At 40.2% G+C, this 20938-nt stretch carries 18 protein-coding genes and 1 tRNA gene; 8 read left to right on the forward strand and 11 right to left on the reverse strand.

Annotated elements, in window-relative coordinates:
• The first annotated feature begins 1 nt into the window (after position 1).
• The 7 genes from HMPREF0663_RS03720 to HMPREF0663_RS03750 all read left to right on the forward strand — a co-directional run bounded on the left by HMPREF0663_RS03720 (position 2) and on the right by HMPREF0663_RS03750 (position 9068).
• Positions 2–2278, forward strand: a complete 2277-nt coding sequence (locus tag HMPREF0663_RS03720; RefSeq protein WP_004368864.1) for a DEAD/DEAH box helicase family protein — start codon at positions 2–4, stop codon at positions 2276–2278.
• A gap of 2 nt (positions 2279–2280) precedes the next feature.
• On the forward strand, positions 2281–2508 hold the full coding sequence (locus tag HMPREF0663_RS03725) for a hypothetical protein (RefSeq protein WP_004368865.1): 228 nt from the start codon (positions 2281–2283) through the stop codon (positions 2506–2508).
• Entirely contained in the window at positions 2505–4673 is a 2169-nt protein-coding gene (locus tag HMPREF0663_RS03730; RefSeq protein ID WP_004368866.1) for an AAA family ATPase, read from the forward strand. The genes HMPREF0663_RS03725 and HMPREF0663_RS03730 overlap by 4 nt, the downstream gene beginning before the upstream one ends.
• A gap of 1 nt (position 4674) precedes the next feature.
• Positions 4675–5247, forward strand: coding sequence for a hypothetical protein (locus HMPREF0663_RS03735; protein ID WP_004368867.1), 573 nt, complete (start codon positions 4675–4677; stop codon positions 5245–5247).
• 23 nt (positions 5248–5270) lie between these two features.
• Positions 5271–6266 (forward strand): DUF262 domain-containing protein, encoded by a 996-nt coding sequence (locus HMPREF0663_RS03740; RefSeq protein ID WP_004368868.1) that lies wholly within the window; start codon positions 5271–5273, stop codon positions 6264–6266.
• Positions 6267–6368: 102 nt separating this feature from the next.
• Positions 6369–7355 carry a protein kinase domain-containing protein gene (locus HMPREF0663_RS03745; protein WP_004368869.1) on the forward strand — a complete coding sequence of 329 codons (987 nt, stop codon included), beginning with the start codon at positions 6369–6371 and terminating at the stop codon, positions 7353–7355.
• Positions 7356–7523: 168 nt separating this feature from the next.
• The gene (locus HMPREF0663_RS03750; protein WP_004368870.1) at positions 7524–9068 is read left to right on the forward strand and encodes an RNA-binding domain-containing protein; all 1545 of its coding nucleotides are present in this window, start codon (positions 7524–7526) and stop codon (positions 9066–9068) included.
• Between the two features lie 58 nt (positions 9069–9126).
• On the opposite strand, the gene HMPREF0663_RS03755 is transcribed toward HMPREF0663_RS03750, so the two are convergent.
• The 8 genes from HMPREF0663_RS03755 to HMPREF0663_RS03790 form a co-directional block, all read right to left on the reverse strand.
• The gene (locus HMPREF0663_RS03755) at positions 9127–9774 is read right to left on the reverse strand and encodes a hypothetical protein (RefSeq protein ID WP_004368871.1); all 648 of its coding nucleotides are present in this window, start codon (positions 9772–9774) and stop codon (positions 9127–9129) included.
• 2 nt (positions 9775–9776) lie between these two features.
• The gene (locus HMPREF0663_RS03760; protein ID WP_004368872.1) at positions 9777–10697 is read right to left on the reverse strand and encodes a relaxase/mobilization nuclease domain-containing protein; all 921 of its coding nucleotides are present in this window, start codon (positions 10695–10697) and stop codon (positions 9777–9779) included.
• A complete protein-coding gene (locus HMPREF0663_RS03765; protein WP_016665387.1) occupies positions 10694–11047 on the reverse strand; it encodes a plasmid mobilization protein in 354 nt (117 codons plus the stop codon). Before HMPREF0663_RS03765 ends, HMPREF0663_RS03760 begins: the two co-directional genes overlap by 4 nt.
• Before the next feature lie 143 nt (positions 11048–11190).
• Entirely contained in the window at positions 11191–12102 is a 912-nt protein-coding gene (locus HMPREF0663_RS03770) for a toprim domain-containing protein (RefSeq protein WP_004368874.1), read from the reverse strand.
• Between the two features lie 258 nt (positions 12103–12360).
• Positions 12361–13551 (reverse strand): primase-helicase family protein, encoded by a 1191-nt coding sequence (locus tag HMPREF0663_RS03775; protein WP_004368876.1) that lies wholly within the window; start codon positions 13549–13551, stop codon positions 12361–12363.
• Positions 13552–13554: 3 nt separating this feature from the next.
• Complete coding sequence (locus HMPREF0663_RS03780; protein WP_004368877.1) at positions 13555–13848, reverse strand: helix-turn-helix domain-containing protein; 294 nt, start codon at positions 13846–13848, stop codon at positions 13555–13557.
• 124 nt (positions 13849–13972) lie between these two features.
• A complete protein-coding gene (locus tag HMPREF0663_RS03785; RefSeq protein WP_004368878.1) occupies positions 13973–14893 on the reverse strand; it encodes a hypothetical protein in 921 nt (306 codons plus the stop codon).
• A gap of 237 nt (positions 14894–15130) precedes the next feature.
• Positions 15131–15212, reverse strand: a tRNA-Leu gene (locus HMPREF0663_RS03790).
• Positions 15213–15415: 203 nt separating this feature from the next.
• Here HMPREF0663_RS03790 and HMPREF0663_RS03795 point away from each other — a divergent pair.
• A complete protein-coding gene (locus HMPREF0663_RS03795) occupies positions 15416–16501 on the forward strand; it encodes a mannose-1-phosphate guanylyltransferase (protein ID WP_004368879.1) in 1086 nt (361 codons plus the stop codon).
• 142 nt (positions 16502–16643) lie between these two features.
• Here the strand turns inward: HMPREF0663_RS03795 and HMPREF0663_RS03800 are convergent, their stop codons facing one another.
• The 3 genes from HMPREF0663_RS03800 to HMPREF0663_RS03810 all read right to left on the reverse strand — a co-directional run bounded on the left by HMPREF0663_RS03800 (position 16644) and on the right by HMPREF0663_RS03810 (position 19972).
• Positions 16644–17036: an HIT family protein gene (locus HMPREF0663_RS03800; RefSeq protein WP_016665388.1), complete on the reverse strand. Its 393-nt coding sequence runs from the start codon at positions 17034–17036 to the stop codon at positions 16644–16646.
• Positions 17037–17048: 12 nt separating this feature from the next.
• Positions 17049–17516 (reverse strand): transcription elongation factor GreA, encoded by a 468-nt coding sequence (gene greA / locus HMPREF0663_RS03805; RefSeq protein ID WP_004368881.1) that lies wholly within the window; start codon positions 17514–17516, stop codon positions 17049–17051.
• 368 nt (positions 17517–17884) lie between these two features.
• Positions 17885–19972: a glycoside hydrolase family 36 protein gene (locus HMPREF0663_RS03810; RefSeq protein ID WP_004368882.1), complete on the reverse strand. Its 2088-nt coding sequence runs from the start codon at positions 19970–19972 to the stop codon at positions 17885–17887.
• Between the last annotated feature and the right edge of the window lie 966 nt (positions 19973–20938).

The following is a 20938-nucleotide window of genomic DNA, read 5'->3' on the forward strand; positions in this document are numbered from 1 at the left end:
TATGCTCAAAGCAAATGTACTTTGGCCAGGCAGTCGTCGTTATAAGTCACGAACGGAGTGGGAACCTATCGGTTTCTTTTCCGAGGCATTGTGTAATGCAACTCAGTTTGATATAAAACTGGGCTTCTTTTCTTCATCGGCAATTAACATCTTGTCAGATGGATTTGCAACGTTCCTTTATAATGGTGGACGCATGCGAATGGTTATCAATGATATTCTTTCCATTGAAGACAAGCAAGCTATGATAGCAGGTGAGGCCGGTGACTTAATTCAATATTTTAACCTAAATAACTTGGAGGAAGTTAAACGTACCTTGTCCGAGAGAGATAAACATTTTTTCGAATGTTTGACATGGCTTATTAAGAATGAAAGGCTGGAGATAAAGATTGTAGTACCCAAAGATGGGGAAGGTATTGCCCATTCAAAATGCGGATTGTTCTCTGATGGGTTGAACAGGGTAGCCTTTGAAGGTTCTTGTAATTTTTCCCGTACTGCCCTAATTGATAATTTAGAGAGCCTTACGGCTTTCTGCGATTGGGATGGACAAGGTGATGTGTATAAGATAGATGACATAGTTGAGGATTTTGAAAGGACGTTCTTTGGTAGAGATGATTCTGTCGTCTATCTGAAAGCCGAAGACGTAAAAGCTGGAATCTATGCCAATTTTAAACATAAAGAGATTGGTGAGTTGATGCGTGATGAACAGAATCTTATTTTAAGACGGCTTAATGACAACCTTCCCTTAAGCATTCAAGCTATCTTAAATAAAGCCCAAAAGAAGGTGGAAAGCATCGTTAAAAAGTTAGAGGAACAAAACATTGATGTTTTAAAAGAAAAGGAGCCAAGATTTCCTTTCGATGAGCCACGAGGCTATCAGAAACAAGCATATGAAAATTGGAAAGTAAAACAGAAAGGACTATTCGCGATGGCTACTGGTACAGGCAAGACACTTACCTCGCTGAATTGTCTGCTCAACATCTGGAAGAAATTTCATTTCTATAAAGCAATTATCCTCGTACCTACTATCACGCTTGTTGACCAATGGGAAGATGAGTGTAAAAGGTTTCATTTTAATCATATTACTAAGGTCAGTTCTAAAAATCCCAAATGGAAAACGGAACTTGATAGCATCAAAACAAAGGAGAGTATCAAGATAGACGGTGAAGAATCATCGTTTATTATCATAGCGACATATGCCTCCTTTGCAAGAGAAAACATCTTCCGTGAGCTTGTTGATTTTAACAGGAACACTACCCGACAGATGCTACTTATTGCTGATGAAGCACACAATATGGGAGCAGGAAGGATATTAGACAGATTGGGCGGGGTTAAGTTCGCCCGTCGCATAGGGCTTTCTGCAACACCAGAACGTCAGTTTGATGATAGCGGTAATAAAGCCATCATGGATTTCTTTGGCTGCGAAAATGGCTATACATTTGAGTTTAATATGCAAGAGGCTATTGACAAGGGATATCTTTGCCGATACAAGTATTGTCCACACATAGTCCATCTAAATGATGCTGAGAGGGCTGAATATATGCGTATCTCATTACGATTGGCAAAGTTCTTTAATCTGGAAAAAGAATCATTTCCCAAAGGTGATGATATTTTGATGCGATTGCTGCTGAAACGGAAACGCATTGTCCATAAGGCTCAAGAGAAAGAACTGATATTCCGACAAATCATTCAGGAAAGATATGCCGAGAAAGGGAATTTGAAATATACTTTGGTCTATGTTCCAGAAGGTGCAAGACCTGATGACGAAACGGCTGATATCTTCGACAGCATGGAAAGTGTTAATGACGATGACTTTTCTAATAATTTGATTGACACATACACAAGGATTGTGCAGAATGTCAGCAAAACGACAACTGTAAAAAAGTTCGTATCAGGAATTAAGGAACGAAACGAGATTCTTGATAAGTTTGCTTGTGGTGAGATAGAAGTCCTGACATCAATGAAATGTCTTGACGAGGGTGTTGATGTACCCCGTAGCGAGATGGCTATTTTCTGTGCCAGCACGGGAAATCCAAGGCAATTTATTCAGCGGAGAGGTCGTATATTACGAAAGCATCCCGACAAACATATAGCCATAATACACGATTTAGTCGTGGCTCCCGAAATAAATTCTGCGCAGGAGAACTACAATATGGAACGTAGTCTAATAAAAAGTGAATTAAAAAGAGTTCGTGACTTTGCTGTATTATCGGAAAATGCAGACTTTGCATATAATGAATTAAACGAAATACTATCATATTATAACATATCTTTATTCTGATTATGGCAAGAAATAATGACAACAAAATGCTGCAAGCAGTCTTGCTTGATGAGAATCTGATGAAGTTCGGAGATTATACTCCTTCTGACATCAGCACAATAGAGCAAGCACTTGATTCTGACAATTATGTAATAAATGCTGTTGCACAGATTATCAAACGTACAGGTGAAGGAACTTCTGAAAAAGAACTTTGGAAGGAAATAGACAAATTTTTAATCGATAACGTATGATAATCAAAGAAATCCGAATCAAAAATTTCCGTAGTTACTACGGAGATAATAATATATTTGAGTTTTCAGACGGCCTGACTCTTATTCTGGGAGATAATGGTGACGGTAAAACAACTTTTTTTGATGCTTTGCAGTGGTTGTTCAATACAACTATTGACAAGGGCAATATTGACCATATGTCAGAAATGCGAAAGTCAAAAATGGAAATTGGCGAAAAAGAAGATGTTTCCGTTTCTATGCTTTTTGAACATGATGGTGAAAAGTCGGTAGAAAAGTCTTTTTCCGTTGAACGTGTTAGTGAAGACTTCTTTAGAACCGGTTCACTTGTTTATAGAGGTTATGAGAATTCTGGTTCAGAACGTATTCAGTTGAGTGGAAAGAATCTTATAGACAGATGTTATGACGCCTTTGTTCAGAGATTCAGTATGTTTAAGGGTGAGTCGGAACTTAATGTTTTCGACAACGCTACTGCTTTAAAGGATTTAGTTGACAAATTTTCTGATATAAGAAAGTTCGATGACCTTGTAGAATATACGTCATCTTTTGAGGAAAAAGCAAATGCTGCCTATCTGAAAGAAATGAAATCTGACAGGAAGGTCGCAGGTGAAGCTAAATCATTAGAATTACAGATAAATCGTCTTGCAGAGGAAATCTCAACTAAAAAGAAAGATATCAAAGACAAAACAACATCGTTGGAAGTTTTTTCTAAGAGGTTGGGAGAACTTGAAGAGAATCAGGAAACATCTGAAAGATACAAAGACATACAAAGCAGGTTAAAGAGCAAGGAGGAAAAACGTAGGAAATTAAAAGCCCAGATAAGTTATATTGATTATAACCACGCTCTTCTTGATAAAATGTGGATTCTTTGTGCTTTCCCGAATGTTCTACAAGAGTTCAAGCAAAAATGTTCAGCTCTTAGTAGGGAAAAGAGAAAGCAGGAAAAAGATTATGAGCGTCAAAAGGCTATTGAAATCGGGAAATTGGAGGCAGTTAAGGAAATACAAGGTGCATTGGTAAATGGTGCCCCTGAATTACCTTGGTATCTGCCCAATCAGGAAACGATGGAGGAGATGCTAAATGACCATATCTGCAAGGTGTGTGGGCGTCCGGTTGAAGAAGGGGATGAGGCTTACAACTTTATGTTGCAGAAACTGGAGGAGTATAAGAGGCATATAGCATTGGAGACCGCCAAGAAGAGTCAGAAGGAAGCCATTGAGGAGAAGGAACTATTCAAGTTTAGCAACATTGAGTCTCTGCACAATCTGAGCATTTCGCTTAGCGGCAGCAATGAGCTGCAGGTTTCTGGACTTATCCGTGAAATTAGTGACCGCATGGGGCTGGTGGAGCGTCTGAACGAGGACCTGAAGGAAGTGGAGCAACAGATACAAGATACGATAGACGAAAAAACACGCCTGCTGATTCAGGCCGGAAATGTGTCTGAGGCAATTCTGGAGAAGGATTTCAATGACATCAAAGGGCTGTTTGAACAGAAAGGCAGAGCAGAAGTGAGGCTTACGGAACTGAAGGGTGAGTTAACACAGCTTCAGACGAGGATGGATGGATTGCAGAAACAGATGGATGAATTGAATCCAGACAGTTCACAGGTGAAGGTGTATCGTGATGTCCACCGTGTCCTTGAAGAGATAGCCAAAGCTTTTGCGTTTGCTAAAAAGGAGAATCTTCGACGTTTCCTTGGAGAAATGCAAGACAAGGCAAATGGTTATTTAGAGCAACTCAGTGCAAGCGACTTCCATGGTGAAATTCGTCTTTGGCAGACAGCTGACGACTCGACGGAAATACGCCTATATAGTTCTAACGGTACGGAAATAAAAAAGCCATCTGGCTCGCAATTGACGGTGATGTATATATCCGTCCTGTTTGCCATATCTGACTTTACACAAGAAAAGCGTGACGAGGATTATCCTCTTGTATTTGATGCTGCAACATCATCGTTCGGCGATTCCAAGGAAGAGAACTTTTACAATGTGATTGATAATCTGAAGAAACAATGTATTATTGTAACCAAGGATTTCATCACCAAAGGAAGGGTCCGCTTCTCGGAAATAGAAAAACTGACATGTTCCGTCTATCGTATCAAGAAAGCCGATGGCTTTAATTCAAAGAATATGGCAACTGTTCGTACAACAATAGAAAAAATCAAGTAGTATGGAATCTTTATATGAACTTTGGGGCAAACGTAATCCCGAATGGGAAGAACGTTACCAAGACTCCGTGATAAGTGTGTTCTCGGACTATGGTAAGGGGGTGAATCAGTATCAGGAGGTAAGAGGAAAGATATATGGAGCAGGCTACGAAGTGTTTATATTGGCCTTTTTCATTGGATTGTATAGCAATAAAACTAAACCTTTGATAGAAGATAAAGCCAAAAGGAAACACTTTGGTTGGGCTATCTCCAACTGGGGGACAGGCGAATCACGTCTTGGCCGAACACAATATCCACGTTTGCGTGAATATATGTTTGCTGCATTGATAGCTCGAACGGATATTGACTTCATTGCTTTAGATAAAGGCGAAATCACTCAGCGCAAGGTCGTGGATGACCTCATTACCAAAATGGAGGAATACGCTAACTATGGCTTTGACTTTATTAAGGAGAAACTGGAGGAAAATCCTAATTATTTCTTCAAAGAAACAGCATTCCTCCGTGTATTCTTAGACTTCTTGAAAAAGGATGAAGAGGATGATGCAATGGATGATGTACCGGAGTCGTTGGATTAATAAATTAATTATTCTTTATAATTATGGAATACAAGAATAAAGAACTAAGAATTAGAGATTTAATAAGCCTCATAGAGAGTAAGTCTATAAATTTGCGTCCTCCATATCAGCGTAATTTCATATGGACACCTAAAGAACAAAGACTACTTATTGATTCAATTTATAAAGGATACCCGCTCCCAAATTTTTTTATACTAAAAAATGAGAATGGAAAATATGAAATGGTGGATGGACAACAGCGTGCGACAACTATCTATAAATACTATCATAATGAGTTTAAGGATAATCAAAAGAAGTTCTTTAAAGAATACGACCCGGAATTTTTCTTAGATTATCGACTTAATATTGTCGAGATTGAAAATTTTGATTCTTCAAAAGGAGAATCAAAAGAAGAGTTCTTTTATCTGGTAAATAAAAGAGGCATTCAACTTAACCCTGCGGAAGTAAATCAAGCATATCATCATGATTCTGATTTCCTTAAGTTAGTTTACAGGATTATGGATATTCAACAACTCATAGAACTGGATATTTTTACAGATAAGACAAAACTTCGCATGAATGACCGAGGACTTATAGAAGAAATTGTCGCATACCTGTTCTATGGTATTACAGAAAAAAGGAATGCTGTCGAGAATTTATTTGAGGCAAAATTAAGTGAAGAAGTGGTAAATGAAAAACATGCCCGTTTTTCAATGGTAATAAATAAAATATATGCCTTAAACGACATAAAGCCAATAAATCAAACAAGATATAAACAAAAGAATGATTTTTATACTCTTTTTTGTTTCATAAACGAACATATCGATGAAAAGTTTGAAGTTCTTCAGTATCAATACAAGATATTGACTTTCATTAGTGAAAACGATTTTATTACTCCCTCAAATGAAGATTGTCGTCCTTTTATGGATTATGCTATTAATTGTGTTAGTCAGTCCAATTCGAAAAGAGCCCGTGAAATGCGTCTACAATTTTTTGAACAATTATTATGTAATAAGAAAGAGAACGGGGGGATGTGGTGAATGAAATCATAGATTATCTTTCAAAGGAATACGGATTAGATAAAATAGAACTAAATCCTATAGGAAAGTATTGGTTAATAGATCTGTCAAACTTGGAATAGTATGGATATGCTTGTAGTAACAAATTTTGTTTCTAAGGGGAATGCTATTTGTCTAAACGATGAACCTCGTAATAATCAACTAAGCATAAACAATATAGATTATTATGCTTATTCCGTAAGCCCGCAATTTAAACGGAATAAAGGTGCACATTCGTATATTTTGGCGTTATATCCAAGTCAAGATTTTATTGATATTTACAAATCCCAACCTCAGAAAGTTATAAAAATATCAAATGTGCGTGATTCTTTTAGAGATGGTGATTATGTTGGAAGTGATGCCAATGAAAGATTCCGCACAGAGATTAGTGCTTTGGAGGTCTGTAAAAGGAACCATATACCCAACATAATAGAAATTGACCTTCAAGGATATGTACAATGTACAGAATCATACAAAACTAGAAAAGGCGAAGAAAAAGAAAGGAAAGAATTCTTTCCTTTCTATATGATGGATTATGCAGATAGTGACCTTAAGCAGTACTTAGAGGAGCATGATATTGATAAATCAGAAAAGTTGAATTTATGCCTGCAACTTGCGGAAGGGCTGAATGATTTAAATGAGTTAGGTTATTACCACCGAGATATAAAACCAGATAATATTTTGATTTTTCATGAAAGTCAATGGAAAATTGGAGATTTAGGTCTTGTAACACGTAGAGATTTGGATTATGATAGGCAAAATGAATTCATTGGTCCCAAAGGGTGGCTTTCTCCTGAGGCTATGAATAAGTATCTTGCAGAAGGAAGAGGCGAAAAAAAAATTGATTGCAAAATAGACAACCAATCAGATGTTTTTCAGTTAGGCAAAGTTTTTTGGTATATTTTTCAAGGAAATGCTCCCATAGGATGTATCTGTAGGGAGGATTTCTTTGAAAGAGAAGAATCTATATACGTTCTTATTCGTACAATGATAAATCATTCGAAAAAGAAAAGAATCAGAAATATGGCAGACGTTGTAAAAGAGTTACGTAGAATAATTGATACACTATAAAAGAATATTAAGTATTAAAAGTATGTGGAAGTTTCGAAAAATCTCATGAGTGTAACGGAATATGTATGCAGATCCAATTATATGGAGCCCATATTTAGTATATAAAACTCGAGTCTGAAAAAATAACAACATAGATTTTTCCATTATTAAACAATAAAACAATGATATATGACCATACAAGAGATACGAGCTCGCAAGGAAGATCAGACGTTTGATTGCAAAAGCATTCAAATTGATCCGAAAGCATTGGCTATTACCATCGTGGCATTTGCTAATGCTGATGGTGGAACGATTGCTATTGGTGTGTCTGATAAGAAGAGGAAGATAGAAGGCATAGATCAACATACAGAGAAACTGAATGAGTTACTACGTGTTCCTTTAGATTTCTGTAATCCTTCTGTGCCTATTACCAGCGACCTGCTACCCTGTACTGACAAGGATGGGAACGACAACCATATCTTGTTAATGTATATCCCTGCAAGTTCGGAGCTTCACGCCAATCAGGCGGACGAAGCCTATATGCGTGTTGGAGATAAGAGCCGTAAACTATCTTTTGAAGAACGCATACAGTTGATGTATGACAAGGGTGAGCGTTACTATGAAGATACGGCTGTGTATGGTGCTACGATAGATGATATTGATATGACTGCTGTCGAAAGATATACAGAATTGATTGGTTATACCAAATCGGCAAAGCAATATCTACATGAGAATAATGACTTCATGACTACCAATTCAAAGGGAGAGGAGCAAGTCAGTGTGGCTTGTGTCCTGTTGTTTGGTAAATATCCTCAAAAGTTCTTTCCTCGTGGGCGTACTCGCTTTATCCGTTATAAAGGTACAGAAGAGAGAGTGGGCGCAGAAATGAACGTGATTAAGGACGTAACCTTTGGAGGAACGATACTTGACCAGGTGAAAGCTACGATTGCTTATCTTGAGACCCAAGTAGAGGAACATACATTCCTTGGACAGCATGGGCAATTTATAACCAATAGAGATTACCCAAAGTTTGTGATTCAGGAAATGGTTGTCAATGCTTGTTGCCACCGTGCCTACAATATCAAGGGTACTGAAATTCAAATTAAGATGTTTGACAATCGTTTGGTATTTGAGTCGCCGGGCAGGCTGCCTGGAACGGTCAAGCCCTCTAACATTCGTCATACACATTTCTCGCGTAATCCAAAAATAGCCCAATTCCTTAAAACATACGACTTTGTAAAGGAGTTTGGTGAAGGTGTGGATCGTATGTGTAGGGAGTTAGAAGCTAATGGTACATCACATTTATCCTTCCATCTTGATGATTTTATTTTGAAAATCACAGTGCCGAAGGTTGTGTCGGAGCAAGAGAAGTCTATGAAAGAGAATGCGGACAAGGTGACTGATAATCACCTAAAGGTATCTGAAAAGGTTACTGATGAACAGCCAAAGGTATCTGATAGGGTGACCGATAAGCAAACCAAGGTGACTGATAAACGAAAGGTAATAGTGGAGAAAGTTGTAGCTAAAGCATTAGAAAATGGTGATAAATTAACATCAAATCGTATTACCATCTTGCAATTAATGGCTGAAAATCCATATATTACCAAGATTGAACTTGCTGCTGCCGTAGGGATTAGTGCCACCTCTATCATGCGTAACATCGAATATATGCGTAACAAGTACCTCCGTCGTGTTGGACCAGATAATGGTGGCTTTTGGGAAATCATAGACTAATATGCAGCGCACAAGCCCAACCAAGCGAGAATTTTGGTTGGGCTTGCTTCATATAGGGTTATTTCAATTTCATTTGCATCAAACTATCGGCCTTTTGCTTCAGTTCCATGTCGTAACTATCAGTTGCCTTCTTAATTTTTCTGATTGTGTCTTCATTGCGATGAATATCAAACACATCGTTGAGCCATAGAATATCCTTGGAGCTACAGCCCCGCCACACTCTGATGATACGGAACTTCAAGGCATCGTCTTTGTTTTGCTGTTTGCTTTGCCATAGGAAGTAGTTACCGACCAAAGAAACAAAACAAAGGATAGACACTGCCACCACAGAAGTAAAGACTTTAGATGACTTGATGTCAAAGCTATGCCTGTGAATATGTTCCTGAGGTTGCGGATGCTCTTTCTGCTCCTGCCACTCGTGCAGCATGGTCAGGACACTTGCCACCAATTTGTCTATGGATTTAGCCTCCTCGTCCTTGATGCGCACTTGCACACCAATATACTTGTTAATCACGGATTTTATCCGCTGTTCATACTGATTGAGCAATTCCTGTTCCTGCTGGTCGTCACGTTGTACAGGTGTGGAGGGAACAGGAGGAGAGACCGAACAGTTCTCCTTTTCTTTCAACTCTTTTAGTTCCCTGTAAATTGTCTCCAGCTTGTTTTTGATTTCCTCGAAGAGGACAAATGTATTATTATCTGCCATAATTATAAATGTATTTTACGTTTTTTCTTTTTCTTCTTTTTGTTGAGTGTGTTGTAAACTTCCGCAGGGACAGTGCCATGAGTCTGGAACAATCCCAATCCTCCTTCTATAAGGTCGTTGGCAAATTCGCTCGTAACATCTGCAATGTTAGATATAAGGCTTATCGTTCCTTGCATCTGTTGTTCGTGTTCCCTGTCATTCTGTTGCAGGACAAAGTCAATCTTGGAATAGCTGAAACTCCTGTCCACCTTCGAGCCATTGAAATGATAGCTGTTCTTTTCAAAGATGATACCCTGCACTTCCTGTGAGTTACCTTTATACTTGAAACGGACATCAATATCTTGTTCTTTCAAGTGAGTAAGGAGGGTTTTCCAATCCCTGCACCGAGCTATCTCTGCTTTCAATGCCTGATAGATTTCATATTTTGTCTTATCGGGTTCTTTCAGGCGGTGTTCCTTGACGTTCTCCTTGCCATCGGCAAAGTATAAACCATATTTGGCGGTCAGTTCCTTACAAATCTTCTCACTTCTGAATCGGTCGTTACGGTCAGAAATAGTCTTGCCGTTATTATCTATCCGATTGAAAGTGATATGAACGTGCGGATGTTCCTTGTCGAAATGGCGACCGATGATGTACTGTGTATCTTTTACTCCCATTTTATCCATGTACTCACGAGCCACTTTCGCCATCCATTCATTGTTGAGTTTGGGAGAGTCCTGTGCGGAGAAACTCAGGGAGATATGTCCCACAACCTTACTTACTCGTGGATTTAGTTCCGTCTGGTCGATGAAACTCTGGATAATATGGCTGATGCTGTCTGTTCTCACTCCAGAACTGTCTATGAGTATCGTTCCTTTCTTCGGGTCAAGGATGTAATTGATGACACCCTTGAAGCCCGAACCTTTCATTATCTTGGCAATCATCTTCGTATCAGATTTAGGATTTCGTCAATCTTGCCAATGATGGTTTTGTGAAAAGGACCAACGGCATGAAACCCTTCCGCATTGGCACGATATGCCAACTGGTTGAGATTGTTTGTCATGCCACACAGCTTGCGAATGAAGTCTGCTTGCTCTATGGTTAGCCGTTCAATGACATTTCCTTTCTCAAGAACTTTTCTTGCAAACTCACTCATGGATATCCCTGTGTTCTTGGCTTTACCTTTGAGCGTGTAGTAATCTTCTGTGGTGAGTTTTACCGTGATGCGGTATTTCTTCTTTTCGGCTGCGCCCTTAGTCGGTCGACCGCCTTTATTGTATTCTGATTTAGTCATATTCGTTTCTTTATTTTGTTTTGATGGAGACCGGCGGGATAATCCTCTGCGCCGAGTGTCAGGAGGTGGAGCAAGTGGTTTTGGTATGCCCAAAACATAAACTTGCTCTCCGAAAAACAGATCATGCAGAGCTGTGTCTGTAATCATAGCTTAATCCCTTTGGTTTTCTTGATTTCAGCTCTCTCTGAATGCTTGGATTCTGCACACAGATACTCGTTCAAGTCTTTGTAGCCATTATATAAAATTGATGCATCCATAACAGATTTTCCCAAATTCTTTGATAATTGCAGATAGGCATTTCTTCCTGCATCGTCATTGTCCAAGAAGCATTGAGCGCTATCATAGCCTGATAATCTCTTTGCAGCCTTATGAATATTCGTTACAGAATTGAGTACCAAATAATCTTGCCGTTTCAGTCCGTCATTCTCCCTTCTTCGAAGCGTCATAAATGAAAGAAAGTCCATGAATCCCTCGAAAACAAAACATACTTTCTTCGGTTCTTCTGCATAGAAATGGCTGATGTCTTTTGGTGCAATGCAGCCTTTGAAGAACGGATTACGTATTTCGTAACCACCTGCAATATTGGGGCAACCAATACCAAAGTAATGCTTGCCCCTTGTGTCAAAGTGTAGTTCCTTACACACAGAGGTTGCCACTTCTATATCAATACACCTTTCCTTAAGATATTTGATAAGGGCTGGATGAATGAGGGGAAACACTTGAAGATGTTCAAAGGAGTTCTTCTGTAGAGTAGGTTGGGCTGTGGACAGACTGGCTGACACGCTGCTTGGTGCGTTACGCTCTATCTGATGGATGAGATAAGACACGTCCGAAGAGTTGTAAAGCAACTCTGCAAGGGCGATGATATTGCCACCTCTGCCAATACCGAAGTCATACCATTGATTGATTTCTGTATTTACCTTGAACGATGCGTGTTTCTCCGTCCTTAATGGAGAAAGGTACATGAGGTTGACACCATATTGTTTTACGGGTTTACAGCCCATTGATGCAAGAAAGTCCTGCAACTTAATTTGTTTGATTTCCTTTATATTCATAATTGTAGGAAGTTAAAGTGATGAAAAATTTGATGAATTTGATTTTATCTATATGGTTATCAGATGGTTTTGCACTCATCGCACCCTCATCATACTACTCAACAAAATGGAGTTGCTGCCGAAAAGAAAAACACAATCCTTTTCTTTTTTCATCAGCAGAATATCCATGATGAGCAAAATATGAAAACGTAAACAACTTGTACTGAATACTTTATAGGTCTATTCATCATTTCATCAAAATAATGGATATAAAATTGTTTAGAGACTCTTAAGCTGCTCCTTGGTAATAGTATGGAATCTGCCGGTCCTTCGGATAGGAGAGTAATACTGCGGAGCGTTGTAACTGAGTTGGTAGGTGGTGTAGGTCAGCGTATTGGACACAGGCGTGAGTTTCCAGATGTCCTGAACAATCCTCCTTATCTGCCCTTTGTCGTACTTGCATTGCGTATTACTCAAAAGTGGCATCATGTCATTGATGCAGAAAGAGACTTCCTCAACGTTATTCATTTCCATGATGTCAAGACACAGCTCGGACATTTCAAGTTTCAACTTGTTTTGGTTACTGCGGATGATGCGCTGCAAGGCTGGTGTAAAGGTCAGCTTGGGTGCAAACCACATACGGCTTTCCTTATGGGTGGACAGAGTTCGGTGCTGCAGGAAATAGAGAAAGGCAGGAATCTCGGCTTTCAGCTTTTGCAGAAAGTCGGTATCATCGCTGTCAAGACGTTCTATCTTCCTAACCCAATATCTGGTTTCTCCCACATCTATGATGACGGGGAGCAACTCGTTGTTGGAGCATAGCACGAACTTGGCAAAGAAGGAGATTTCGTTTCGGTCTTTGCCTTTCACTTCCACCTTGTAGGAAAGTGTTGTACTGAGATTTTTCAATCGTTCACTGTCTTCCCTGCGGTTGAGCAATACCTCGTCCACCACAATAAGCAGTTTACTTGCCCAATCCGCATTGAACTGACTGCGAAAATCCTCGTTGGTGTTGAAGGTTACGTTGTTCTGAAAAACGGATTTGAGAAAGTTTAGGAACGTACTTTTGCCTGTATTGCGTTCCTCTGATACCATCAGGAGGATGGGGAGTTTCTGCACGGGTTGGAGATAGAGCAACTGCAAGTAGTCCATACCCAACTCGTACTGTTCCCCAAAGATGTGTTTTATCAGTGATTCAACGTGTGGAAACTCTCCTCCTTTTGGTTGGTGTCCTATTGGCTCGTAGAGATTCAGGAACTTGTCGACCACAGGCTGATAATCCACATGATTAGGGACTGTGCAGAATCCATCGTACTTCGGGACAGTGGCAATAAAGTCCTTTCCATAGTCCTGCCGTAGCGTCTCATTGTTCCACACGATACGCTTCTTGACAAAACCGCCATTGATGCGTAGTTGGTTCACGATCTTGTATAAGGTCGTGCCAACACGAATGAAATCTTCCTGTGCCATGAGCTACTTCTGCATTAAAGGTTTGTTGCCCATGATATACCGCTGCGCTTCTTGCGTTATCTGCGCAGAAGTTTTAATGGGATTCTGTCGTAGCCATGCTTCAAGTTCTGCCTTCTCAAAGTAAAGCATTTTGCCTTGTGGCTTGTAATGTGGTATCAGATTACCCGATGTGAGTTTGTAGAGATAACTCTTTGAGAGGTTTAAGAACCTGCTGGCTTCTTCAAAACTCAGCACATTCTTATTCATGAATACCATTTGTTCGAGTTCTTCAACTCGGGTTTCTAATGTTTTTTTCATATTGCAAATATTTTGAATTAAACAATATGAAGGTGCACCTTCGCTAATTATTCGTTAACGAGGGCAAAATTAGAAACGATAAAAGTAATTGGCATTGAGCAATGTTTGAGGTGTCAACCTATGCTCAACCTTTTTTCAGTTGTTTGATGTATTTATCAATGATTTCCCATCCTTTCGGCTGCTTCATATTGATTTGGTCTGTTGCTGTGGAAAGGTCGGTGCGTGTCAGTGGTGTATCTTTTGTTTTCCCCAAGACAAGTTCATTACGAGCAATCGCAGATTGCCATTCATCAGTAATGAACCCTCGAAGATTAAGACTTTGCATGAGATATGCCAGCTGGCGGTTATTGTTTGATTTCAGAACCCCTTTGAGTTTGCAAGCAAAAAAGTCTTTGAGTATCTTAGAAGATATGTGGGTCGTGAATAATTGAATTTCGTTGATGCAAGCGGTAAGAATCTCAATTTGCTCATCTGTAAACTCGGATTGAAATGGATTTGTTCCTTTACCAACGATGACCGGTTTCTTTTTCAGCTCACATGGTTCATCGTTTATCAAAATTGAAGAGCGAGACTGGACGGTTTGTACCTCTGTCAATTCAATTCGTTCTATTTCTGCCATGAGATATTTTGCATAGCGTTCATATAGAATCGCATCAACAAGATACGAGAACATCGGCAGAGCATCATTATATGAGGTGTGTTGGTCAATGTACTTCGCATATTCAAATGAAGATACGGAGAAGGAGGTATATTTCTGTTTTTGTTCTTTGGTCAGTGATTCGAAAAAAGTACTTTCCCACAAAAAGTCATCATAGTTGTAATATTCCTCTACGCATGCAAGGGCTGGATGATTCAGATAAATGGAAGAAAGTTCGTCAGTTATTCGGATATATTCTTTTTGCAAAATCTCTTTGAGTTGTATATAGCTAATACAACTCTTCTTTCTCATAATGTCCCCAATGAGCACATTGTAGGTCTGGGTAATGCAGTAGTTTAATATTCGTTGAATACTGTCAAACTGTATCTTTAGACTATCATTTTCCATTTTTGTAATTTATAAGGTGAGTACTGTTTGCAAAGGTATGGCATTCGTTGGAGAAAAGGCCAAGAAAGGGAAACAAACAGAATAAAAGGGAAAAGTTGTCGTTAATTAAATATAAAACTAAGTATCGAAAAATGATAAAAGTACACTTTTCTCATAGTATTGTTACATAGTACACTTTTAGTACATGTTGAAAAAGAAAAATCCCTTGCAAATCAAGGATTTACAAGGGGATTTTAGTACCCAGACCCGGGCTCGAACCGGGATGGATTGCTCCACTGGTGTTTGAGACCAGCGCGTCTACCTATTCCGCCATCTGGGCTTAGTGTGTGCAAAGATACTGTGTTTTTTCGTTTCATGCAAACTTTTCGCCCGAAAACTTCTTTGTGAAACTTTTTAATTTCTTTTAGTTTGTGGTCGTACACACATTTCCTTTCCTATAAATTATACTAAAACGTTGGAACTGTCGTATTATTTTTGTAACTTCGGATGCTATTTTAAAAGTTTATAATCAATATTCGCAAGATGGCTATAAAGAACAATTATTGTGTAATATTAGCCGGTGGCAAAGGCAGAAGATTATGGCCTTCGAGCCGGGAACAATATCCCAAACAATTCGTAGATTTTTTCGGTAAAGGACGTACACAACTGCAACAGACATACGACAGATTTGTAAAAATACTCCCAAAAGACCATATTTATGTCAGTACGAACCAAACATATTTGCATTTAGTGCAGGAGCAGTTGCCTGAACTTTCACCCGATAACATTCTTGCAGAGCCTATTTACCGTAATACGGCCCCCAGTGTAGCATGGGCGGTTCACCGTATCATGCACATAGATAAAGATGCTAACCTTATTGTAACGCCTTCCGACCAAGATGTGTATAACGAAGATGCTTTCCGCATGAATGTGATCGATGGATTAGAATTTGTGGAAAATCACGATGCATTGCTTACTATGGGTGTGAAGCCTACGCGTGCGGAGCCGGGGTACGGCTATATTCAGCTCGGCGATCCGGCAGGGCATGATGTATATAAGGTACAATCGTTTACAGAAAAGCCCGAGCGAAACTTTGCCGAAGTCTTTGTCGAAAGCGGAGAATTCTATTGGAACACCGGCTTATTCCTTTCGAACGTGCGCCATCTGCAGCACTGTTTCACAACATTGTTACCCGTTGTTTTACAAAATCTTGATGAGATTAATCCCGATTGGACGGTAGAGGAAGAGAACGAATTCATACGTGATAACTTTCCATCTTATCCGAATATCTCGATGGATTACGGTGTTTTAGAGAAATCAGAGCACGTATATGTGATGAAATGCAGCTTTGGTTGGGCCGATTTAGGTACGTGGCACAGCATCTATGAGACGATGCGAAAAGGCGAGGAAGATAATGTGGTGGTGAACTCGAATGTGATCATCGACGACAGTCGCAATAATATCATCAAACTTCCCAAAGGAAAGTTGGCGGTAATCAATGGGCTCGACGGTTTTATTGTGGCTGAAGAAGGCGACATATTGCTCATTTGTAAGAAAGAAGACTCTTCGGCTCTCATCAGAAAATACGTGAATGAAGTGCGGATGAAGAAAGGCGAAGAGTTCGTATGAGCATGTTCAAGATGAAAGAGTAGGAAAGAACGATGAAGGTCTAATGGCCGTTCGGGCGTTATGTAATTCATAAGAAAAGGGTGGAAATGCAAAAAACAAATGTGCACTCCCACCCTTTTATCGTTTCAACACAGAATCTGTTCTATTCGAAAGCGTTCCTTATTTTTTCGGCGATCGCTTTAAATTCCTCTTCCGCAAGTTCCAAGTGTTTCTTACGGAAGTCCACATCGCCCTCACTGTTGATAGGCAGAAGATGGATATGTGCATGAGGTACCTCCAAACCGAGCACTACTTGTGCCACCTTTTTGCATGGGAAAGCTTTCTTGATAGCCTGTGCCACACGCTTTGCAAATACTTGAAACTCGGCCAATTCGTTATCTTCCATATCGAAAATATAGTCTACCTCGCGACGCGGAATTACGAGAGTATGCCCTTTGGCGAGCGGGTTAATATCAAGAAATGCGTAAAAATTATCGTTTTCGGCGCACTTATAGCTGGGAATTTCGCCGGCAGCAATTTTACTGAATATATCCATCATCGTCCTTTTTTATTCCACCGTAATCTTGTCTATTCTCAGTCTGATAACGCCGCGCGGTATCTTTATTTCCACCTCGTCGCCCACTTTTTTGTTGAGCAGTCCCTGTGCAATCGGCGTTTTAATAGATATCTTGCCTTGTTTCAGATCGGCCTCGCTCTCACTAACGATCGTGTAAGACATCTTGCTCTTTGTCGTCATGTTGGTCATGTCGACTTTCGACAATATCTGAACGGCATCCGTACTCAAACGAGAGGTATCAACGATCTTTGCTTCGGCGATGGTCAACTTCAGACGATTTATCTTATCTTCGAGATGAGCTTGCGCCTCTTTTGCAGCATCATATTCCGAATTTTCACTCAAATCGCCCTTATCACGAGCCTCAGCTATAGCAGCTGATGCCTTTGGGCGTTCAATAGATTCGAGCTGTCTAAGCTCTGCTACGAGCTTATCGTAGCCTTCTTGTGACATATAAGCCATAACCTAATGTATTTTAATTATTTATATTTGTCTTTCTTGGAGACTATAAAATACAGAATTCCGACATCTCACACTGGTGTCGGAATCCTGTCTTTCTTTTTCCTTGTTATGATATTTCTGTTTGCAAAGGTAGATATTATTATTCAAAGTGCCAAGTATTTAGCTAATTTTAGCTTTTGCCGTCAGCTATAAAGATTACAATAATGTGCTGAATATCAATCATCTTATTGGCTATCCCATCTTTGCAATCAAATATATATAAAGGCAATATCCACTCATTGGAATATTTGTATATACATTAATTTCATGCTATCGACGGATAAGACCGGCATTTTTATACGCAGGAAACCGTGTTATACGCCCTATCATTATTCTGCCTGTATCTTGATCAGCAAACTACTTTGCGGAACATCTAAAGTTAGTGTCAGCCCATCCATTAGCTCCTTGCCTGTTTTCTTTTCCACTCTACCGGTATCTTTGTTAATTAGTGTATACGTTTTCATGGCATTCAATCCGCGCAATTTAACCGTATAATTGTGATTGGAATTATCTTTTCTTCTAAATGCTACTACGTATCCGCTGTCGTCTGAAGGACGGTAAAGCTGATAAGCCAGCCAGACGTCGTCTTTTGTCAGGTTGATGTATTCACCTTCGCTAAGCGGGTAAAAGTCTTCGTAAAAGTAAGGTCTTACCTCTTTAAACTCTGCCTGACGCTCACGCATATCATATATATTGAAGTCAGATTGCGTAATTTTCCAGTTATAAACAACCGATGTTCCAAGACTTGACCTAAAAGTAAACTTGTCTTCTTTAACTGTTCCGGTGCCATGCAAAGGCAGATATTGATGTAATCCGTACGTGTGGCATTGATAACCGATAGGTTCTCCGTAGTTATAATCGGTACGCCACATCGGTGCACTTCGCGATATCGTCTCTAAATCTATACGTCGTCCGCCGCTGGCACAGTTATCTATCAAAAGTCCGGGGAAGCGCTTCAACAGATATTCCCAAAAGCCATAAAGGCCTTCTATATAATGTATCTCGCACATACCTTGCCGCCCGGGCTCGTCGTTGGCCTGCCAAAAGCCTTCAGGTTCTATGTTAAAGTCTTGTCGATAATAATCTATGCCGTTCTGTTCTATAAAGTCTCCGATATATTTACTCACCCATTGGCAGGCTTCCGGATTACCAAGATTAAAGAGATACGAGTCGTGTTCATCGTCTATCGGCCGTTCTTTCTGCTTCTGTTTACCGCGAATATCAAGCATCCATTGCGGATGTTGCAGCGCCCAATCCGATCCTTTCGCCACTCGTTCGGGCTCAAACCACACCATAAACTTAGCTCCTACCCGATGAATTTCATCGGCAATGGGACGGAAACCGTTGGGGAAACGAACAGAATCTACCGTCCAATTGCCTACTGTATTGCCCCAACTCTTATGATTTTCCACGTCGGCAGCGTTCTTATACCAACCGGCATCCAGCCAAAACACTTCGGGAATCAGCTTAAACTGCTTGTATCTTTTAACCATGGCAATGGCATAATCATCGGTCAGACATGTATATTCGTTGCACGGGGCGGGATCTCCGTAATTGAAACTTGTAGACACCGGATAGACTGTTGGCCTGCCATTGACCTTCCAAGTGTGGTGATTAAGCACGAAACGTCGAAACATATTATGCCCTATCATGCGGTCCTTGCCCTGCCAGAAGAGTAAACAAACGCTCGATGTACGTATCTTTTCTTGCGGATAAAGATAGGTTTTCAACCGTTCTATACCTGTAAAAAGCGAGATATTACGTGCATCTACGCATCGCAAACGGGCATACCACGTGCCTGTCCACCCTATAGCGGCCATCACTCCTTGATGGTTAACAGACTCGATATTAAAGAATGGCATCATCATTTGCGATGAACGACCGCCCTCGGGACGCATGTTAAAGGTGTCACCTGTATGTAGCGTCTTTGCATGAGGACTGAAATCGGTCTTCGAGGCATGGCTTCCTTCAGGATAATGCAGTGTAAAATCGCCCGCTTTTCGGTAATTGAACGTTACGTCGGAGACCTTAACGTTGGCTATTTCGGGTGTGTTTTGCTGCCCCGTATTGCAGAAACGCAACATCCATTCCACCGCTCTATAATCGGTAAAGGCCGTCACTTCGCATGTTACTTGCAGGCCGGTGGCATTGTCGAAATAGGTATATAAGCGTTTAATAACCCGCGAATTGTCCGACGACAGATTATCAACTCGATATTTCCACCGAGTAATAAAGCCTGAAGAATGCCTGCCTCCGTACTCGAAAGAGAACGGAGGAACCGTGCCATGAGCAAAATGTGTGCTGATCCACCGCACCACATCGACCGGCTTTTCGGCCATACGAACCACGGTCTGTGCCGCACTTAGCACCGGTACCAACAACAAATAGAACAACGAATAAATAATCTTTGTTTTCATTTTTTGAGGACAAATCTTTAATAGGTTTTTATTTCAACAGAACAAGAGCCGCAAAGTTGCGGCATTATTAACAGCGCTCCTCTCTGCCGTTTGTTATGGCCATAAGGATAAACCGCACAAAGTTATAAGGTAATCATTATGTGTTATGCACCGGATAGTAAACTTTTCAACCGAACATTAATGCTGCCTTGAATAAATAAAGGGTATATAAAGCATGTTTCATCAGGGTTCTTATACAAAGATTTTTACCTAAACGATAATTAAGTCTCCCTACAAAAATAAACAAAAAATATATATCTTCCAATAATATCGCTACTTTTTATTTATCTTGCGATTTATCGACATCGGTTTCAGAAACATCAAAAAACATCACCACGCAATTGACTTAAGTCAAGAAAAAACGCCATTTATCGATACTGTTCGCGCAAACATTTGTATTTATTCCATAAATCTGTTATCTTTGCATCGTGTTTTTCATAGTATTAGATTTAAGGTTAACAAAGGTTGGGACTCAGCGGAGCCCCTTTTTTATTGCCTATATGTTATCCTGATACGCCACTGCCATCCGATTCGCACAACGGGAACGACACTGCAATTTCTTTTGTCCGGCACCGACGAAAAATATCTGTAACCGAGCCGTATAATATAGCTGTTTGTCGGGGAATATCATCTCGGACCGGATAGATAGCATACCCATGCTCGATACATGGCATGTCTACGACCGATAGATAATTTTCCTGTTACCGACAGATGGCATATCTATTTGCAGCACCACTTACGACTGGCAATTCCGGCAGGATAACATGTTGCCCATTCGCCCGCCGTTTAAGACTCTTTCTCCTACCGGAAAATCCGCACAGCAACCTCGGTCACAAGTATAGAAAAATCGTTTTACCGTAAGCACCCGTTATCGGCAACACCGCTGTTTCGGAGCAATTGCCGTCGCGGCTGTTGGCTGTATTGTTG

This window comes from Hoylesella oralis ATCC 33269 (assembly GCF_000185145.2).
Classification (GTDB): Bacteria; Bacteroidota; Bacteroidia; order Bacteroidales; family Bacteroidaceae; genus Prevotella; species Prevotella phocaeensis.

Excerpts from the sequence above, each read along its gene's own strand:
- HMPREF0663_RS03720 (WP_004368864.1), top strand. The coding sequence starts at position 2 with ATGCTCAAAGCAAATGTACTTTGGCCAGGCAGTCGTCGTTATAAGTCA.
- HMPREF0663_RS03725 (WP_004368865.1), top strand. The coding sequence starts at position 2,281 with ATGGCAAGAAATAATGACAACAAAATGCTGCAAGCAGTCTTGCTTGAT.
- HMPREF0663_RS03730 (WP_004368866.1), top strand. The coding sequence starts at position 2,505 with ATGATAATCAAAGAAATCCGAATCAAAAATTTCCGTAGTTACTACGGA.
- HMPREF0663_RS03735 (WP_004368867.1), top strand. The coding sequence starts at position 4,675 with ATGGAATCTTTATATGAACTTTGGGGCAAACGTAATCCCGAATGGGAA.
- HMPREF0663_RS03740 (WP_004368868.1), top strand. The coding sequence starts at position 5,271 with ATGGAATACAAGAATAAAGAACTAAGAATTAGAGATTTAATAAGCCTC.
- HMPREF0663_RS03745 (WP_004368869.1), top strand. The coding sequence starts at position 6,369 with ATGGATATGCTTGTAGTAACAAATTTTGTTTCTAAGGGGAATGCTATT.
- HMPREF0663_RS03750 (WP_004368870.1), top strand. The coding sequence starts at position 7,524 with ATGACCATACAAGAGATACGAGCTCGCAAGGAAGATCAGACGTTTGAT.
- HMPREF0663_RS03755 (WP_004368871.1), bottom strand. The coding sequence starts at position 9,774 with ATGGCAGATAATAATACATTTGTCCTCTTCGAGGAAATCAAAAACAAG.
- HMPREF0663_RS03760 (WP_004368872.1), bottom strand. The coding sequence starts at position 10,697 with ATGATTGCCAAGATAATGAAAGGTTCGGGCTTCAAGGGTGTCATCAAT.
- HMPREF0663_RS03765 (WP_016665387.1), bottom strand. The coding sequence starts at position 11,047 with ATGACTAAATCAGAATACAATAAAGGCGGTCGACCGACTAAGGGCGCA.
- HMPREF0663_RS03770 (WP_004368874.1), bottom strand. The coding sequence starts at position 12,102 with ATGAATATAAAGGAAATCAAACAAATTAAGTTGCAGGACTTTCTTGCA.
- HMPREF0663_RS03775 (WP_004368876.1), bottom strand. The coding sequence starts at position 13,551 with ATGGCACAGGAAGATTTCATTCGTGTTGGCACGACCTTATACAAGATC.
- HMPREF0663_RS03780 (WP_004368877.1), bottom strand. The coding sequence starts at position 13,848 with ATGAAAAAAACATTAGAAACCCGAGTTGAAGAACTCGAACAAATGGTA.
- HMPREF0663_RS03785 (WP_004368878.1), bottom strand. The coding sequence starts at position 14,893 with ATGGAAAATGATAGTCTAAAGATACAGTTTGACAGTATTCAACGAATA.
- HMPREF0663_RS03795 (WP_004368879.1), top strand. The coding sequence starts at position 15,416 with ATGGCTATAAAGAACAATTATTGTGTAATATTAGCCGGTGGCAAAGGC.
- HMPREF0663_RS03800 (WP_016665388.1), bottom strand. The coding sequence starts at position 17,036 with ATGGATATATTCAGTAAAATTGCTGCCGGCGAAATTCCCAGCTATAAG.
- greA (WP_004368881.1), bottom strand. The coding sequence starts at position 17,516 with ATGGCTTATATGTCACAAGAAGGCTACGATAAGCTCGTAGCAGAGCTT.
- HMPREF0663_RS03810 (WP_004368882.1), bottom strand. The coding sequence starts at position 19,972 with ATGAAAACAAAGATTATTTATTCGTTGTTCTATTTGTTGTTGGTACCG.